Origin of the sequence: Leptospira borgpetersenii serovar Javanica (assembly GCF_003046425.1) — a bacterium.
In the GTDB taxonomy this organism is placed as follows: Bacteria; Spirochaetota; Leptospiria; order Leptospirales; family Leptospiraceae; genus Leptospira; species Leptospira borgpetersenii.
This window is the reverse complement of record NZ_QAJG01000012.1, coordinates 101,282-118,700: the sequence shown is the minus strand read 5'-3', so window position 1 is coordinate 118,700 and position 17,419 is coordinate 101,282. Positions and strand designations below refer to the sequence as shown.

The 17,419-nt window shown below is 39.2% G+C and carries 14 protein-coding genes; 11 read left to right on the top strand and 3 right to left on the bottom strand.

Annotated elements, in window-relative coordinates:
* Positions 1-669 precede the first annotated feature (669 nt).
* The 3 genes from CLV95_RS11680 to CLV95_RS11670 all read left to right on the top strand — a co-directional run bounded on the left by CLV95_RS11680 (position 670) and on the right by CLV95_RS11670 (position 2,790).
* Positions 670-1,002 (top strand): hypothetical protein, encoded by a 333-nt coding sequence (locus CLV95_RS11680; protein ID WP_002727759.1) that lies wholly within the window; start codon positions 670-672, stop codon positions 1,000-1,002.
* A 93-nt stretch (positions 1,003-1,095) separates the two neighbouring features.
* On the top strand, positions 1,096-1,740 hold the full coding sequence (locus CLV95_RS11675) for a DedA family protein (protein WP_002733220.1): 645 nt from the start codon (positions 1,096-1,098) through the stop codon (positions 1,738-1,740).
* A gap of 42 nt (positions 1,741-1,782) precedes the next feature.
* A complete protein-coding gene (locus CLV95_RS11670; RefSeq protein ID WP_002733291.1) occupies positions 1,783-2,790 on the top strand; it encodes a hypothetical protein in 1,008 nt (335 codons plus the stop codon).
* Between the two features lie 19 nt (positions 2,791-2,809).
* Here CLV95_RS11670 and CLV95_RS11665 read toward each other — a convergent pair whose 3' ends face one another.
* Complete coding sequence (locus CLV95_RS11665; protein WP_002727776.1) at positions 2,810-3,949, bottom strand: DUF1577 domain-containing protein; 1,140 nt, start codon at positions 3,947-3,949, stop codon at positions 2,810-2,812.
* 659 nt (positions 3,950-4,608) lie between these two features.
* Between CLV95_RS11665 and CLV95_RS11650 the strand changes: the two genes are divergently transcribed.
* The 8 genes from CLV95_RS11650 to CLV95_RS11610 all read left to right on the top strand — a co-directional run bounded on the left by CLV95_RS11650 (position 4,609) and on the right by CLV95_RS11610 (position 15,543).
* Positions 4,609-4,935, top strand: a complete 327-nt coding sequence (locus tag CLV95_RS11650) for a hypothetical protein (protein WP_016749516.1) — start codon at positions 4,609-4,611, stop codon at positions 4,933-4,935.
* A 43-nt stretch (positions 4,936-4,978) separates the two neighbouring features.
* Entirely contained in the window at positions 4,979-7,204 is a 2,226-nt protein-coding gene (locus CLV95_RS11645; protein WP_002727765.1) for a SulP family inorganic anion transporter, read from the top strand.
* Between the two features lie 265 nt (positions 7,205-7,469).
* On the top strand, positions 7,470-7,841 hold the full coding sequence (locus CLV95_RS11635; protein ID WP_016749515.1) for a hypothetical protein: 372 nt from the start codon (positions 7,470-7,472) through the stop codon (positions 7,839-7,841).
* 152 nt (positions 7,842-7,993) lie between these two features.
* Positions 7,994-9,355 (top strand): TolC family protein, encoded by a 1,362-nt coding sequence (locus CLV95_RS11630; protein WP_026054890.1) that lies wholly within the window; start codon positions 7,994-7,996, stop codon positions 9,353-9,355.
* Complete coding sequence (locus CLV95_RS11625) at positions 9,321-12,437, top strand: efflux RND transporter permease subunit (RefSeq protein ID WP_002727786.1); 3,117 nt, start codon at positions 9,321-9,323, stop codon at positions 12,435-12,437. The genes CLV95_RS11630 and CLV95_RS11625 overlap by 35 nt, the downstream gene beginning before the upstream one ends.
* A gap of 365 nt (positions 12,438-12,802) precedes the next feature.
* Complete coding sequence (locus CLV95_RS11620) at positions 12,803-13,090, top strand: metal-sensing transcriptional repressor (protein ID WP_002727782.1); 288 nt, start codon at positions 12,803-12,805, stop codon at positions 13,088-13,090.
* Between the two features lie 18 nt (positions 13,091-13,108).
* The gene (locus tag CLV95_RS11615; protein WP_002733302.1) at positions 13,109-13,318 is read left to right on the top strand and encodes a heavy-metal-associated domain-containing protein; all 210 of its coding nucleotides are present in this window, start codon (positions 13,109-13,111) and stop codon (positions 13,316-13,318) included.
* Positions 13,315-15,543 (top strand): heavy metal translocating P-type ATPase, encoded by a 2,229-nt coding sequence (locus tag CLV95_RS11610; protein ID WP_002733264.1) that lies wholly within the window; start codon positions 13,315-13,317, stop codon positions 15,541-15,543. The genes CLV95_RS11615 and CLV95_RS11610 overlap by 4 nt, the downstream gene beginning before the upstream one ends.
* A gap of 583 nt (positions 15,544-16,126) precedes the next feature.
* Here CLV95_RS11610 and CLV95_RS11600 read toward each other — a convergent pair.
* Both CLV95_RS11600 and CLV95_RS11595 read right to left on the bottom strand, forming a co-directional pair.
* The gene (locus tag CLV95_RS11600; RefSeq protein WP_002726564.1) at positions 16,127-16,753 is read right to left on the bottom strand and encodes a glutathione S-transferase family protein; all 627 of its coding nucleotides are present in this window, start codon (positions 16,751-16,753) and stop codon (positions 16,127-16,129) included.
* Positions 16,754-16,845: 92 nt separating this feature from the next.
* Positions 16,846-17,301, bottom strand: coding sequence for a GyrI-like domain-containing protein (locus tag CLV95_RS11595; RefSeq protein ID WP_002726547.1), 456 nt, complete (start codon positions 17,299-17,301; stop codon positions 16,846-16,848).
* Positions 17,302-17,419: the final 118 nt, after the last annotated feature.

Below are 17,419 nucleotides of genomic sequence, written 5' to 3'. Positions count from 1 at the left end.
AAAATCATACTTCTTGCAAGTAAAAAGCCTCATTCTTGTCGGAACACTTGAAAAATATCAGTTTTTGATCCTTATGATCCCAAAAGCCTTCTTAACTTGTGGGTAACGTTATGGCTCTCTAAGGATCGCTCGCCATCCCAATCTTGAATGGGCATCGTCCATTTTATTGTGTACAATCCAAAATTCCCGAATTATTGAAGAAGATTCTACATTTTGAAACAAACTCATCATAGTATTATTTTCATACGTCCGAACAGTAAAAGAAAGGAAAAATAAGATTTCTTTAGAACTTGTCCCAAAACCTGAAAAGAAATCAGCACAATCATTTTATAAGTTCGTAATAGAGTGTGGAAATTCCCGCAGATTGTTGATTTATGGATTTTCTAACGGATTTTATCGTTGGAGCACTTTTGTAGGAGCTCCAACATCCGAGGTTTTGGGACAAACTTTAAATCAATCGGAAATCATTCCTATTAGAATCCGCCCAGCCGCAAGTTTTGGACGCACAGTAAGAAAACGTTTTAAGAGATTTTTGATTTTGAATCGGAGTTGCCCGGAAGTTCATTTCCTTTTCCATTCGAAGTAAAAATCAAACCGCTTTCGAAAGTTTTTTCGGGACTGAATTTTTAGACTTGGCAAACACATAATATATAAAAGGTTATAAGTAAAATGACAGCGCAAAACTCGCTTCACATTCTTCCCCGCAAAAGAACTCGTTTTCGCGGAATGGTTGGGTCGATCCTACACCATAAAAATCCGGAACAATCCCGAATTCTATTGCAGGATATTCGTCTTTTAATTTCCGGAAAATCGGTAATCCAATCTCAGTTATTTTATTTATCCCGAAAGTTTCAAACCATGGACCTTCAATTAGGAGACCAGGTTGAGTTCGACGCGAGAATCAAACCGGATCGAAAAGGTATTTCCTCAAATTCGATCCGATTGAATTATCCGACGAAAATTTTCCGTTATAACTCCGAAACAGAACGTTTGCTTTTTTAGGGTTTTACACGTTTGACTTACCCGCTCCCGGATAAATCCTATCCTAAATTCAATTCACAATAGGACCTCGTTCTTTCGAACAAGGGAGGCAATTTGGAAACTCTTCAGTTTTTTCTCGATCTCTTTTTAAATTTGGAAACACATTTTGATACGATCATTCAGACGTATCAAAACGGGACTTACGTTATCCTATTCTTGATCATTTTCGCCGAAACCGGTTTGGTCGTAACACCTTTTCTTCCCGGAGATTCCCTACTTTTTGCCGTCGGAACGTTTATTGCGAGAGGTTCTCTGGATCTAGGAAGTACATTAATTCTTCTCATAATTGCCGCGATTTTAGGGGATACCGTAAATTATTCGGTCGGAAATTTTATCGGAGAAAAGATATTAGAAAAAGAAAAAATACCCATGATCAAAAAGGAACATTTGGAAAAGGCACATCGGTTTTACGAGACTTACGGAGGAAAAACGATCATTATTGCAAGATTCATTCCGATCATACGCACTTTCGCTCCTTTTGTCGCCGGAATCGGGACGATGACGTACGTTAAATTTATTGCATATAATGTCATAGGTGGAATTCTATGGATCCTTATTTTTATACTGGGCGGGTATTATTTCGGAAATTTGGAATTCGTAAAAAGAAATTTTAAAATTGTAATATTTGCGATTATTATTATCTCTGTCATGCCTGCAGTGATCGAATACCTGAAGGAAAGAAAAAAAAGTCGAGTTTAAATTTTTTCGATTCAAAAAAGCTCGCTGGGATGTTGTCAAAAGATGAACTTAAGAGAAAGTTTTATTTCAAAATTCGCGGCGAGTTTCGTAAAACCAAGATTCGAAATCTGGTTTGCGGCCGTTCTCATTCCTGAAAATGACCAGGCTTTTTGGGTAAGATACTCCACTCTTAATCCTAGAAACAATCGCGACCTGTTTCCGATGGGAACACTTTGGGTGTCTTTATTTGATCGTAAAAATCCGAAAAATCATCGAACTACGACGCAGTCTTTTCCCTATGAGGAAGTGTTGATCAAAGAACATGCGATCGAATTTCCGGAAGCATCCGTAGGACCCGACCACATGCGCGGCAAAATCCAAACCTCAATGTCGGAAGATCTGGCCTGGGACTTAGAATTCAGACATAAGCTGGAACCTACCGGACATCTTCCGCGTTGGTTGGAAAAAACTCCGATTCCCAAAACGAGAAGTATCGTCTCTTCCCCTTTTACGGAGGTTGCCGGTTGGATCCAGCTTGGGAACCGAAAATTCACATTCCAAAATGCGAATGGACATTTCAATCATATCTGGGGAACAAATCGAGTTTCCGAATTATTCTGGACCTTTGTCCCTAAGTTCGACGACGATCCGGACGATTGGTCGATGGAAATCGTGACGGTTCGCCCACAGCCTTTTACCCCAACTTTGACCTTTGTCACTCTTCTGAAACGAGGCATTCCGATCCATCAGCATTCCATATTTCGCTCTCTGAGAAGTTCGACAAAAGTAGAATATCCGAAACTTCGTTTCAAAACACGTCTCGACGACTATGAGATATCGGTGGAAAGCGAAATGGATAAGGATCAAATCGCCGGTTATATCTATCGAGATCCGGATGGAAGTCCTAGATACATTGAGCAAAGCGACATAGGTAACGTGAAGTGCGTTATACGTCATCGGAAAAAAGAAACCGTTCTAAACGCAAAACAAGCAGCAGGAGTGGAATTTCACGGGCTGCGTCCCTGGAGAAAGGATCACGAGTATTTAGATCCGTATCAGACCCAATTTTAGAATTTTCCGATTAACCTGATTATTCTTTAGATAAAGATTCGATGTTCGATTCGTAACGGGCTCTTTCTCCCGGTAAGTCCGACTTTCCAGCGAGTTCGATCCCTAAAATGAGATGGTTATTCTCGTCCTTGGCCAACCAGCGAATCAAACCGTGAACCGTAAACGGAGCCTGCATCTTAAAAAAAATGTCGAACACAAAATCATCTTGTTTTGGTAAAGTTTCTATCAGATGAGGGTGTTCGATCTTAACACAGATCCCCATCTTGGAAGCGTTAAGGATCGGAAAATGCTCGGCTGTTTTCATCGTATTCGACTCTTTGATTCTATCCACCATTTCGTTAGCGAGAGTTTGAATTTCTAGAACGTATTTTTCCGTAAATTCCTGTTCCTTGCTCTGTATCAAAAAGTAACCGATTGGGATTTGTTCTTGTTCGAGGTTCAGGTAGATGATCGGAACAATCAATTCGGAAACGATTTGCTGATCCTTGTATTTTTTAATGCAAGAAGATAGATCGTCGTCCACTTCCTTTTCATAGTCGATCCTTTCCGGAGAACCGTTTTTATAAGAATTTTCATCTTGGGTATTTTCTATGAGAAGATATTTGAGCGTTTTTTTAACGATTTGGAACTTACGATCCAAATCCGGTTTAAAAATATCAATGTCCACGATATTTTCCGTTTTTTGATTGAGACGACTCTTATAATCCTCGAAATTTACTTTGACCAAGGTCGGAATACTGAACATATTCGCTTCGATTATAGTCTTGGAAGATACCACATTAGTCACATACATAGCTTCCGGTTCGACCGCAAACCTTTGATTATCCCTATCTTTTCTAGCGATTGCGAGCTTTGTCACCTTAACAATAAAAAGCGAATTTTCCAATTTCTGAAGGAAGACACATTCCAGTTCGATGTATTTTGCAAGAATCATATAAAGAGTAAAAGAACTTCCTTCCTGAAAATTTTCCACGTTCAAGAATTGAATGAGAATCTTTTCGTCCTTTTCCAGAATTTTTTTAATCACCGCCTTTCGATCAAAGGGATAAATTTTAAAAGTGAGTTCTTGTTCTAAAAGATACTTTGCAATGACATGATGCTTTTGTTCAACAGAAGTGATGATGTCCATTTCTCTTTCAGTTTTTTGCAAATATTCCATCAGTAATCCACTTTCAAAATCGATTTAAGATAGAGTATCTTCTTGGGAAAAATTCAGTAAACGAAAAAATTTAAATTATAAAAAGATGAAGTTTATTATAATGTTAAAAAATGCTTGAAAATACTCATGGAACGATCTACTAAATATAAAAATTAGGATTCAAGTAAAAGCCGCAACGGTTTGAATCGAATTTTTTCGTAAATTCGATATTGATTTGAATGTACTGAATCCAATTTAAAACAAAAATTAAAAATTTGTCCCAAAATCTCGGATGTAGAAACTTCCACGGAAGTTTAACAACAATAAAGTTCGTTAAAAAGTTCATAAACTACCAAAGGGACGTAATTTGTAAAAACTCCTACATTTTTTTACGAATTTATGGAATGATTGTAACTAATTTTTCTTAAAGGTTCGGGAACAAACTCTAAATCATAGGCTTTAGTCAGATTTCAAACAAAAGATTTTCTATTTGATACAAGTACGTCGATTCTCATCAAAAACGAACGAACTTCAGCTTGTAAGGCATCTAGAAGAAAGGAATAACACATATTTTTAATTTGAATCGCACCTAAAGAGATACGATTCAAATTAAAAACGAACTGTTTTAAAATGCTTTTCCATTGAAAAACAATTTCCAAAGTGTTCTCATTAAAAAGCCTATGAAATTTCTAAGCTACTTGGACCATAAACTTTTTGTTTTTCTCTACATTGCTCTGATTTTCTATTGTACGACTGTATGGACCAAATCCAGTGTTTTCGGTAAAAATGTCCCGCCATCAACAACCGTAAACGAATCAACCCCAGAAGAAGAAAAGGAAGAAACGACTGAATTCAAATTAGAAGATCTCGTATCTCAAGAAGATAAGTTTACATTCGATTACGATTTAGAAATGGTCCATTACGGTAAGCCGGTCCAACAAATTCTTATTCAATACTTTTCGGAAATAGAAAACCCACCTCCAGAAAACCTTTATCTCTCGATTTAACAATTTCGAAATTTTGGGGCCTGACCCCAAGGAGTCTGTCTATATGAATATCTTATACTTTTTTCCTAACGTTTCTTGGAACGATTTGAGACACGATCTTTCTTCTAGTATCGTCGTCTTTTTGGTCGCTCTTCCTCTTTGTATCGGAGTTGCATTTGCATCAGGTACACCTATTGTTTCCGGTTTGATCAGTGGTATCGTGGGGGGTATCGTAATTTCTCTGATCAGTAAATCACCTTTATCCGTGAGCGGTCCCGCCATGGGACTTACGGTGATTGTCTTCGATTCGATTCAAACATTAGGAAGTTTTAACGATTTTCTTTTCGCTTTTTGTTTGGCCGGAGTTTTACAAATCACATTAGGTTTTTTGAAAGCGGGAATTCTAAGTAATTTTTTCCCGTCTTCGGTGATCAAGGGGATGTTAGCAGCAATCGGAATGGTTTTAATCTTAAAACAGATTCCACACGCAATCGGTTACGATATGGATTACGAAGGAGATATGGTCTTTTTTCAACAAGATCAGGAGAATACTTTTTCGGAGATCCTGACCGCATTTCATCGTTTTACTCCTGGAGCAATCATACTATCTTCTGTTTCCTTAGCTTTGATTTTGATCTGGGAAAAGCTGAAACTACATAAAAAACTCATAATTCATGGATCTTTAGTCGCGATTCTAGTTAGTGTTTTGTTAAACGAAGTTTTTAAAACTTTCGAATTGGGTATCGCCGTAGGCTCGGAACATATGATCCAGCCGATTCAACTAAACGGGATTACGGATTTTTTTCGGGGGAATTATTTCCCGAGTTTTTCTCAATGGAAAAATCAGGCAATTTATCTGACCGCGATTAAGATTTGTCTGGTGATGAGTCTTGAAACCCTATTGAACCTGGATGCGATCGAAAAATTGGATCCTCAAAGAAGAATCGTCTCTAAAAACCGCGAGTTGATTGCCCAAGGAACCGGAAATTTATTCTCTGCGATTTTTGGCGGACTGCCCATCACGTCCGTAATCATTCGAAGTTCCACGAATTTACAAGCCGGAGCGAAGACTAGATTCTCCGCATTCCTACACGGCTTGTTGATTCTTTTATCTCTGATTCTGATCCCGACTTGGATCTCAAAAATCCCTTTGGCTTCTTTGGCGGCCGTACTTTTGGTCGTAGGCTACAAACTTACGGATTATAAAATTCTGCAAACACAATACCGAAAAGGAATGGATCAATTTATTCCGTTCATCTCAACGTTGATCGGAATCGTTTTCTCGGACGTTCTTATAGGAATCGGAATCGGTTGTTTATTTTCCGTGTTCTTTATAGTAAGAAGGAATATTCTGAATCCTTATGAATTCAACAAAAAGGAAATGACTTACGGAGTCGAGGTAAAGATCGATCTTTCCGAAGACGTGTCTTTTTTGAACAAATCGAGCATGTTGTACAAACTAGATAAGGTTCCGGATAACGCGCACTTGATCATAGACGGTTCCAAGTCCAAATATATCGATCCGGACGTTTTGGAAATCATCGAAGACTTTAAGATCGTAGCCGAGTTCCGCAATATCAAAGTGGAGATTATCGACGTGACCTCTACTTATCAGAAAGTCAAAAACAAACCCTTGGACCCGATCATCCAACAGGATTATCAAAAACTTTTCGAGAACAATCGGATTTGGGTGGAAGAAAAACTTTTAAAAGACCCGAATTACTTTAAGAATCTCGCTTTAGGCCAGACTCCGAAATATCTTCTCATATCGTGCTCCGACAGTAGAATTTCGGTCAATGAAATGACGGGTACAAACGCAGGCGAACTTTTTGTTCACAGAAACATCGCAAACCTGGTAATCGATACGGATATGAATCTGATGTCGGTTCTTCAATATTCCGTCGAAGTTCTAAAAGTCAAACATATCGTCGTTTGTGGTCATTACGGTTGCGGTGGGGTCAAGGCGGCAATAGACGGTAAATACCACGGATTGATCGACGCTTGGCTTAGGCATATCAAACAGGTTTACCGAATGAACCGAAAAGAACTTTCCGGAATTTTAGACGAGGATGAAAAACACAAAAAACTCGTAGAGTTAAACGTGAGAGAACAGGTTTATAACCTTTGTATGACTACGATCGTTCAAAACGCGTGGAGTCAGGGAAATAATCTTCAGCTTCACGGCTGGGTGTACAACCTCAAAGAAGGTATCCTCCTGGATCTCAACATAGATATAAACAAGGATTTTCGCGACTATGACATTTTTCGCTATAAATTCGAAACGAATTAATGATCATATATGAAAAAGAACGCGATAAGACATTTACCGTTTAGAAAAGGGAGTAAATTCATATTTTTGAATATTCTAACAAGGAATTTATTTCGAAGGACGATAAAAAACGACTTCAAAATAGGCTCGACAGCCGCTCATTCGAATTTTCAAAAATGCTCCTTTCGTTTTTAAAAAGAAGTTTCGGGAAATGATAAACAGTGATTGAAAAGCCTCAAGATTGTTTTTTCCGTTGACAAGTTCTGAGGTATAGTAAGCTGGAGATATGGTCTCCTCAATTTTTAAAATATGGATCGGATGTACTTTGTTATCCGTTCTTATATTGATTTTGAATTGCGGGCCAATCTGCGGATTCGATTCTAAAATAAATAGAATTGTCCAAACTCCGCTATCTTCAGCTTCTTGTCATCAAGAATCGAATTCGGAAAAGACTTCCGGTTGTGAATGGGATTCCAGTTCAATCGTTCTCACGGATTCCTACCTTTTCAAACTTTTAAGGTTCTTTATACCGCTGCGTATTTATTCCGCAAACCCGTCCTTTTCATTCTTTCCTTTCACAGCACAGATGGAGTTCGATTTTGTCGAAAATGGTTCGAATGAAATTCGATCTCTCGCTTCCGTCCGTCTTTTAATTTAATCTTTAATCTCTAAACTCTTTATTTTTTCGATTTTGAGATCGGATGAAACGGATATACGTTCTTTCGTTTCAAGTTCGAAGTAAATGTCTTTTACCGCTTGTTCCTAAAACGCAAATTTTTCACCCTAAGGGACTCAAATGCGAGGCAAATTATGCAGATGCAACGGAGTCGAACTCCCGAAAACATATTCCGTTTTTTTAAATTAGTATCGAACTCGATAAAAAATATTTTTTGGGTCAGATGCGTTTTGAAACGTTTCATATTTCTTTCCGTTCTTTTCTTTTTCCCAATTCGATCCGAAGTTCGTTCCGAGCTGGACATTCAAACTATTCTTGACTTGGCGGAAAAAAATTCTCCGTTGCTTCTTTCTTTGAATGCGGATTTGGAATCGCTTTTTTATCAGCGTAAACAACAGGGAAAAACTCAAAATCCTTTTTTGACTCTGGATTACGGTCGAAGAAGTGCGGCCAACGAAAGCGGAGCGGAATATGCGTTTCAGTTCGAACAACCCGTATATTTTCCGGGCCGCAAAGAACTACGTCAACTATTGGTGGATAACGATTCCAAAATTAAGGAGATTCAACTCGCGGAAGCAAACAATTCGATTCGGTTTAACGCGCTTAGGTTCACTTATCGTTATTTAGTTTCCATGGGTAAAAGAAATCACGTTAAAGAACGTCTTAAAAGATTATCGATCTTGGAAAGTTATATCCGTGCGAGACCTTTCGTAACCCCGCAGGCGAAAACGGACCTATTTATCATTCAAAGGAAAATTCTAGCCCTGCGAAAACATTTCAATGATCTCGAATTGGATTCGCACAAACAATACGAGGCTATGAATTTATATCTTATGCTCGAATCGATTCCTTCGTTTCGAATCCCTTTTTTTTCGGAAGGAGTGAAGTTTAATTTCAACGAACTTCAAATCAAAGCGCTTTCACAAAACCTGATTTTAATGGCAGCCAAAGAAGAAATCGAAAAGGCAAAGACGGAACTCAATCTTGCTAACTTAGAAAAATATCCAGACTATTCCATCATCAGTCAGGTAGGAGAAGACCGATCGGGAGTATCCAACCGATTTTACGACTTCGGTCTTAAATTTAGGATTCCGGTATGGGACCAATTTCAAAATAAAATTTCGGCTGCCGAGGTCAACGTAAAATCCAAGCAGGGGATTTTTCACCATCAGGAAAACCTCGTAAAGACGGCCTTTAAACAAGCCTTTTTAGATTACGAACAATCCAAGACCAATCTCAAACTTTTTAATTTATCAAAGTTAGACGAAATAGAAAAAGATCTGATTTATGCGGATGTGGAATTTAAAAAAGGGAGAATTTTAATGTTGAGTTACCTGGAATTGGAAAACCAACTTCATGAAACTCATCACGCCATATTGGACGCACAAATCGCTCACCTCGAAGCGCTACTCAATCTACTACACATTACGAACGAAAAAGAAATCATAGGAACGTTTCAACATGCTGTCCAAACTTTTGAATATCAGCTTAAATAATCCGATCCTCTCCATTGGAACCGCATTATTTTTATTTATATATTCTTTTTTTACTTTGAACGAAGTGCCGATCGACGCGGTTCCGGACATTACGAACACGCAGGTAATTGTAACCATTAAAACGGGTTCCTTGGATCCGGAGCAAATCGAAAAAGTGATCACATTTCCGCTTGAAACCGAACTGATGGGAATTCCGAATCTGATCGACGTTCGTTCCATATCTAAATTCGGACTTTCTAATATATCTTTGATCTTCAAGGAGGGAACGGATATCTACCAAGCCAGAAGTACGGTTTTAGAGAGAATCACAAGCGCTAAAGAAAAACTTCCGAAAGGAATCGTTCCCACGATCGTTCCGAATACGACCGGACTCGGGGAAATTCTTTTTTATACCGTGGAGGCAAAACCTGGAAGCCGCCTAATGTCTCTTCCGGAAAAGGATCGGCTACTTTACTTGAGAACTGTGCAAGATTATACGGTTCGTCCTCAGTTAAAATCTCTTGTGCCTGGAATCGTAGAAGTGGATTCCAACGGAGGGTACGAAAAAGAAATTCATATCGATCTCAATCCTTCCAAAATGAGGACTTTGGGAATCACAATCGATCAACTGATCGGAGAATTATCTACAATCGGAGAAAGTTTCGGGGGAGGTTTTATCGAAGACGAAGGAAAACTCTCCATCGTTAGAGCGTATGGAATCAAGAAAAACCTAAACTCTTTGTCCGAGGTTACGGTTCGTCGTACTTTCACCGGTTCACCGATCCGAGTTTCCGATATAGCGCAGGTAAAGGAACACGGCAAACAAAGATTAGGCGGAGCAAGTTCCGAAGGAAAGGAAATCGTTTTAGGAACCGCTATGATGTTGCGGGGAGAAAACAGTTATCAAGTCAATGCGGACCTGAATCGAGCGGTGCTCCGTTTAGATCTTCCGGAGGACGTACAAGTCAGAATTCTTCTAGAAAGATCGTTTCTGATCCATTCCACAATTCGAACCGTGACTAAAAATCTTTCCGAAGGCGCGATTCTAGTAATTTTGACCTTATGTTTCATTCTTTTCAACATAAAAGCTTCGGTCATTGTCGCGACGATCATTCCGGGATCGATGCTTTTGACGGCGATTTTTATGAGGGTTTTCGGAATTTCCGCAAACCTAATGAGTCTAGGAGCAATCGATTTTGGCCTCCTTGTGGACGCCTCCATCGTGATTACCGAAAACGTTCTGATACGATTTGAAAGGAATTCCATCGTCAATCGAGAAGAGAAGATCAAAACAATCCTGAACGCGTCTTTGGAAGTTTTAAAACCCGTCTCTTTCGGAATCATAGTCATTATGCTCGTATATGTTCCGATTATAACATTAGACGGAATACCAGGAAAGATGTTTCGTCCGATGGCCCAAACAGTTCTTCTAGCCTTAGGTTTTAGTTTGATTTTGGCGGTGTTTTTTCTTCCTCCTTTGTTGTTCTTTTTTATCGCCCCGACAAGAAATATCTCGAACCGAGAGATAAAAAAAAGTAAAATTGTAGCGTTGTATGAAACCTTGCTTTCGATCCTATTGAATAAACCGAAACCGATTGTAATCGGATCCATCTCGTTTTTCCTGCTTACCCTATTTATCTATTTCAGAATGGGAACGGTTTTTCTTCCGAAATTGATGGAAGGAGATTTGATGCTCGTAATTGTAAGAGAAGGAAACATTAGTATAGAAGAAAGTTTGAAAGAGCAAAAGGAAGTGGAAAAAATCCTAATGCAAATGCCCGAGATTCAGAGTGTGTTCTCCAGAATCGGAACCAGTTCCGTGGCAAACGACCCAATGGGAACCTTTAACGCCGACACGTTTATCATTCTTAAAAAGGAATCTTTGGAGGATCTGTTAAAGGAAAAAAATTGGGAGAATTTTTTAAACCGAATCCATAAAAAAGTCCAGGAAAACTATCCAAAATCAGAACTGACTCTTAGCCAACCTTTGGAAGCGAGATTCAACGAGCTTCTGGAAGGAAGTAGAGCAGATATCAGCGTAAGAATTCTCGGAAAAGATCTAAATACACTCTTAGATTTACAGAATTCTTTGAAAGAAAATCTACATAAGATTCCGGGAGCAATGGAAGTGGAACTCGACCCGATAATGGCTCTCCGAAAATCCACAGTGATCGATATCGTTCCCGATCCATCTAAATTAAAATATTATAACGTATCACTTCCTTTATTCAACAACGTAGTCGAGGCCTCTATGAGCGGATTCGAATTGGGAGGATACTACGAGGAGGAAGTCCGGTTTCCGATTAAAATCCGACTCTCCGAAGAATTCAGAAATCGTGAATCCGAAATATCGAATATAGGAGTGGGCACACAGGACGGAGGGATGATTCCGATTAAACTTCTTGCTTCTATCGAAAAAAAAGAAAAAATCATGACCATTTCTAGAAATAAATCCAGAAGATTCGTAGCAGTTTCGGTGAATTTACGTGGAAGAGATTTAGAGGGATTTTATTCCGAAGCGAAGGATAAAATTTCAAATATAAATATCCCTCAGGGTTATTCCGTGTACTGGGGCGGACAGATTGAAAATCTTTCGAAGGCGAAAGAAAAATTATCCGTCATACTCCCTACTACATTTTTGATGATTTTCGTGGTTCTCTATCTAGGTCTGAAATCGATTCGTCAAGCCTTGCTCGTATTCTTTTGTGTTCCGTTCGCATTAACCGGAGGGATTTGGTTTCTCTTTTTAAGAGGGATGGATTTAAGCGTTTCCGCTTTCGTGGGATGTATCGCGTTATGCGGAATATCTGTATTAAACGGACTCGTCAAATTGGATACGATTCACAGGATTCGCGAAGAAAAAAACATTCCCCTAAAAGAAGCGGTTTTAAAAGGAGCTACGAGCCGAATTCGCCCCGTAATCATGACGGCGCTCGTAGCGTCTTTCGGATTTATACCGATGGCGTTCGGTTCGGGGCTCGGATCGGAAGTGCAAAAACCTCTGGCAACCGTAGTGATCGGAGGAATCGTATCTTCCACATTATTAACTCTGGTGATTCTCCCAGTTTTTTATTATTGGTTGGAAAAAACTTCGGAAAATTAAACGGCTTCGATTGTACGTCTTTGCCGTGACATTCAACGTTCTGAGACAGTCAATCGCAAGAAACTTCAAAGTTGTCGGCACATTCCAAACAAAAAGATCACTTATTTAAAGGCACTTCTATAAAATAGAATCGTTTGTAAAGGATATCTGCCCAGTGAAAATTGATCGAAACCTACATGTAGCTTTTAAGTAAAAGTCTACCTTGAAATAATAGAAACTATCTCAAAAATACTTTATCTTTGCTTAGAATGCCGATCATTCTCGGATATTTTTGAGATAGTTTCTAATTTCGGATTAAAACATTTTCTCTTAACAAAGAATACTTAAATGTCCATATGGTCTATAACATAGGGAGGATATCATATATGAAACCAAAACATAAACTGAGTTCGGATCCCAAGATTACGAACAATCTAATTTTAAGACTGAGAATAATTGAGGGACAGATCCGCGGAATTCAGGGAATGATAGAGAGGGAAGAATATTGCGACGACGTACTCAATCAGTTATCCTCTATAAAATCGGCCTTGGACGGTATGTCTAAAATTCTAATCAGAAATCATATCCAAACCAGTGTAATCAAAAGATTTAAAGAAAACGATTCTAAAATCTTAGAAGAGTTTATGACCACCATAAATCACATTCTTAAATGAAAATAAAAGGAAAATGAAATGAAAGAAATCAAACTAGCATTGGAAGGGATGACCTGTACCCATTGTTTAAAAACCGTAGAATCAGCTCTAAAAAAAATCGGATTAACTGGAAAAGCGAATCTGGAGAAAAAGGAAGTCGTTTATCAAGGAGAAGGGACTCCGGAAGAATTATCTAAAATTAAATCGATTCTTCTGGAGGAAGGATATATTCCGGGTGAAATAAAATGAACGTTAAAAACGAAATTTTTCCGGGCGAGATCACATTAGACGTCATCGGAATGACTTGTTCAAATTGCGCTCTTAGAATTGAAAAAGGACTCAAGAAAGTTCCGGGAGTAAAAGATGCGAGAGTCAACTTCGCGATGGAAACCGCAACGGTAGAATTCGAATCTTCGGTAAAGAAAGAACTTCTGTTAGACAAGATCGATTCTCTCGGTTACCGAGCCTTTGTCCAAGAGGACTTTGAAATTCACGGAGAAGCTGAAAAAGCACACGCAAAAGAATTCAAAGACCTAAAAGTCCGTGTTTTCATATCCGCCCTTTTGTCCTTTCCTATGGTTTCCGGCATGATCGGACATATCGGAAACAATCAAATTTTTGAATATTTTTCTTTTATAATGAACCCTTGGCTACAGTTCGCCCTCGCCACACCGGTCCAATTTTGGATCGGCGCATCTTTCTACAAAGGAGGTTTTCGGGCTATTCGAAACAAAGGGGCAAATATGGACGTACTCGTCGTTTTAGGAACCTCGGCCGCATATTTTTACAGCGTCTATTGGACCTTTCTTGAATTCGGAACGTATGCTCACGGGGAAATTCCGCTCTATTACGAAACCTCTTCCATACTGATTACTTTGATACTTTTCGGAAAATTTTTGGAACATATCGCAAAAGGTAAATCCTCGAAAGCGATTCAATCCTTAGTCGGTTTACAACCTAAAAGCGCAAGAATCATTCGAAACGGAGAAATTCAAGAGATCCCATTGTTTGCCGTTCGTCCCGGAGATCTACTTTTGATAAAAGCGGGAGAAACGATTCCTGTTGACGGAACCGTAGAGGAAGGCAGTTCCTCCGTCGATGAATCAATGTTAACCGGAGAAAGTATTCCCGTAGAAAAGACGGTTTCCAGCCCTCTTTACGGAGGTTCTTTAAATCAAAACGGAGTTTTAAAACTCAGGGCTTCTAAAGTAGGAAAAGATACTTTACTTTCCGAGATTATCCGAGTGGTTCGGGAAGCGCAAGGTTCCAAAGCTCCGATCCAAAGAATCGCGGACCAAATTTCCGGAATTTTTGTTCCAGTAGTCGTTTTAATTTCGATTCTTACGTTGTTTTTGTGGTATTTTTGGATAGAGCCCTCTCATTTTTCCGGAGCACTGGAAAAGGCGATTGCGGTTCTCGTAATTGCTTGTCCTTGTGCCCTAGGCTTAGCAACTCCGATTTCCATTCTAACAGGCTCGGGAAAAGCGGCAACTCTAGGAATTTTGTTTCGAACGGCAGAAGCATTAGAAATCGCTCATAAAGTAGACACAATCGTTTTTGATAAGACCGGGACCCTAACTCTAGGAAAGCACATTCTTAAAGATCTGGAAAGTTTAAATTCTCAGGAGGAAAATTTCTTACTCACGTTAGCCGCTTCTGCAGAACAAGGATCGGAGCATCCTCTATCTAAAGCGATTGTAGAATCCGCCCAAAAAAAAGGGCTTTTGCTTTCGATGCCGGAAGATTTCGAAACAATACCGGGAGGAGGAATTTCCGCTTCGGTGCAGGGGGAAAAGATCGTGATCGGCACAGATCGATTGTTTTGCGAAAGGGGAATCGAATTGAATCCTAAACTCCTAGATCTGAAACGAATCAGGGAAAAAGAAGGAAACACAGTCGTTCACCTAAGTCTGAACGGAACTCACTCGGCGATTCTTTCTTTGGCGGATAGAATCAAAGAATCGACTCCAACCGCAGTCGAAAAACTAAAATCTCTCGGTATGAAAATTTACATAATCACGGGAGATAACGAAAGGACGGCCCGAGCGATCGCGAACGTCTGCGGCATTAAACAAGTGTTAGCCGAAATCCTTCCCCAAGAGAAGGCGAAGGAAATAAAGAAATTAATGGATGCCGGAAAAGTAGTGGCAATGGTAGGAGACGGAATCAACGACGCCCCCGCTCTGGTTATTGCGGATCTTGGAATAAGTATGGGAACCGGAACGGATGTAGCGATGGAATCTTCAGACGTGGTAATTGTAAACGGGGATCTAGTTTCGATCGTAAACGCGTTTTCCATAAGCAAGAAAACCGTTTACAATATTCGACAAAATCTATTCTGGGCCTTGTTCTACAATACACTTGGAATTCCGATCGCCGCCGCAGGACTGCTAACTCCTTGGATCGCAGGCGGAGCGATGGCTCTCAGTTCGGTTTCCGTAGTCCTGAACGCACTCCGTTTACAAAGAAAATGAATCCAATCCGTCAGACAACGGCAACGGGACGACAAAGATAGTCCCGGCTTTCTTTGTACTATACGGAAAATACATTAGAATGTTTGAATTAACTATTTTACAGAAAGTTAGATTAAAAAACAGGGACGTAGACTATTTGATTACGATTAAAACCTATCTCAAAAATACTTTATCTTTATTTAAATTAGAGTTGTTGAAAAATTAATTTTCCATCTGTTTCCGTTTCATGAAAACGGTCGATTAAAGCAGTTTTGTTAATTTGAATTATGGAATTTTTCAACAACTCTAATGAATTCGATATAAGATTCTGTCCCAAAAATGAGACAGAATCTTGCAGCTTGATCTTTCTGACAAAGTAAACCGGGGTTTTGGGACGCGTTGTAAGAAAGTTCGGGCAAGTCGCTCGCAAATTTCATAGCTAAAATAGCTCGTGACCTGAAACGCTTTCGTAAAAAGCGTTTCACCTGAGTTTTTGTGCTGTTCTACGAATCGCAGCATAATAATCGCTTTCACATCTGTTACGCTGAACTCACGTTATTTAAAACGTCGGTCCTATCATTCTCGGATATTTTTGAGATAGTTTCTAGCTTTCCTTCAAAGCCTCGTTGACCCATTCCTTGTAAGAAGAAAGATCGCTGATCTTAGAAATATATTCACTCGTTTCCGGACCGGTTTTGATTCCATAAGTGATAAACCTTCCCACGACAGGCGCATAAAACGCATCCGCAATCGTAAATTCTTTTCCGAACAAAAAAGGGCCTTGATAAGAACTCAAACATTTTTTCCAGATAGATTCAATTCTTCTAATATCCTTCCAAACCTCTTCGGAAAACGTTTTCCCATGCAGTTTTTCGACCAAGTTCATCGATAAATTCCTTCTGAGATCGGTAAAACCAGAATGCATCTCTGCAACAATCGACCGGGCAACGGCTCGTAAAACTTTGTTTTTCGGCCAAAGATTTTTTTCGGGAAAAGTCTCAGCCAAATACTCCACAATGCTGTAAGTGTCCCAGATTTTGACATCACCGACCACAAGAACCGGAACTTTGCCCGCGTCGGAATAAAATCCGATTTTTTCGTGAAACTCGGGAGTATTCAAAGTAAGTGAAATTTCCGTGAAAGGTATATTATTTTCTTTTAATAGAATCCAAGGACGCATGGACCAAGAGGAGAATTTTTTATCTCCGATAACGAGTTGAAGATCTATCATACGGCCAAATTCATCGGCGGAACCGAAGTTGTCATCAAGGAACCCGACTCCTTGTAAAATCTTATCCCCTGAATTCCCAACCGAGTTAGCATCTAAAACTTATCCGAAAGAAACAATAGCACCTGTGTTTCGGGATTGGTTGAAAAGTCCATCGGATAGATTTCGTAATCCACTTTAAAAGCTCTTCTATTTTTTAATTCCAGGTTAGACCAAACGTTCTGCCAGAGTTCAACGATGATCTCCGGAATTTTCCCTTTGAAAGAAGATAGTTCTAAATATCGCCCTTCCGGAAGTTGAACGGTTTCGAAAAGACCTTTTTCATCGGAAGGAATTCCAATGAAGTAAAAATACTCTCCGTTTTCATCGCTTTCATAATCCTTATAAACCGCATAGATAAAGTCCTCCGTTCTTTTAAGTTTCGGTAAAACTTCGGAAACAAATTTTCCCCAGAGTGCCGGAATTTTTCCGTTCTCATCCATTTCGTCCGCATTTTTTGTGCGGGTTCCGATTCCGATCAGATTCTTTCTCGGCATTAAACTTTGTTTCATAAATTTATTTTCGTTCGTCTAATATCATACAAGAAAAAGTATATGAATTCTTCTTTATAAAATCACAATATTAATTTGATGAATATTTTCGTTTGAACTCGAGTGTCCATCACTTAAC

Excerpts from the sequence above, each read along its gene's own strand:
- CLV95_RS11680 (WP_002727759.1), top strand. The coding sequence starts at position 670 with ATGACAGCGCAAAACTCGCTTCACATTCTTCCCCGCAAAAGAACTCGT.
- CLV95_RS11670 (WP_002733291.1), top strand. The coding sequence starts at position 1,783 with ATGAACTTAAGAGAAAGTTTTATTTCAAAATTCGCGGCGAGTTTCGTA.
- CLV95_RS11665 (WP_002727776.1), bottom strand. The coding sequence starts at position 3,949 with ATGGAATATTTGCAAAAAACTGAAAGAGAAATGGACATCATCACTTCT.
- CLV95_RS11650 (WP_016749516.1), top strand. The coding sequence starts at position 4,609 with ATGAAATTTCTAAGCTACTTGGACCATAAACTTTTTGTTTTTCTCTAC.
- CLV95_RS11645 (WP_002727765.1), top strand. The coding sequence starts at position 4,979 with ATGAATATCTTATACTTTTTTCCTAACGTTTCTTGGAACGATTTGAGA.
- CLV95_RS11635 (WP_016749515.1), top strand. The coding sequence starts at position 7,470 with ATGGTCTCCTCAATTTTTAAAATATGGATCGGATGTACTTTGTTATCC.
- CLV95_RS11630 (WP_026054890.1), top strand. The coding sequence starts at position 7,994 with ATGCAGATGCAACGGAGTCGAACTCCCGAAAACATATTCCGTTTTTTT.
- CLV95_RS11625 (WP_002727786.1), top strand. The coding sequence starts at position 9,321 with ATGCTGTCCAAACTTTTGAATATCAGCTTAAATAATCCGATCCTCTCC.
- CLV95_RS11620 (WP_002727782.1), top strand. The coding sequence starts at position 12,803 with ATGAAACCAAAACATAAACTGAGTTCGGATCCCAAGATTACGAACAAT.
- CLV95_RS11615 (WP_002733302.1), top strand. The coding sequence starts at position 13,109 with ATGAAAGAAATCAAACTAGCATTGGAAGGGATGACCTGTACCCATTGT.
- CLV95_RS11610 (WP_002733264.1), top strand. The coding sequence starts at position 13,315 with ATGAACGTTAAAAACGAAATTTTTCCGGGCGAGATCACATTAGACGTC.
- CLV95_RS11600 (WP_002726564.1), bottom strand. The coding sequence starts at position 16,753 with ATGATAGATCTTCAACTCGTTATCGGAGATAAAAAATTCTCCTCTTGG.
- CLV95_RS11595 (WP_002726547.1), bottom strand. The coding sequence starts at position 17,301 with ATGAAACAAAGTTTAATGCCGAGAAAGAATCTGATCGGAATCGGAACC.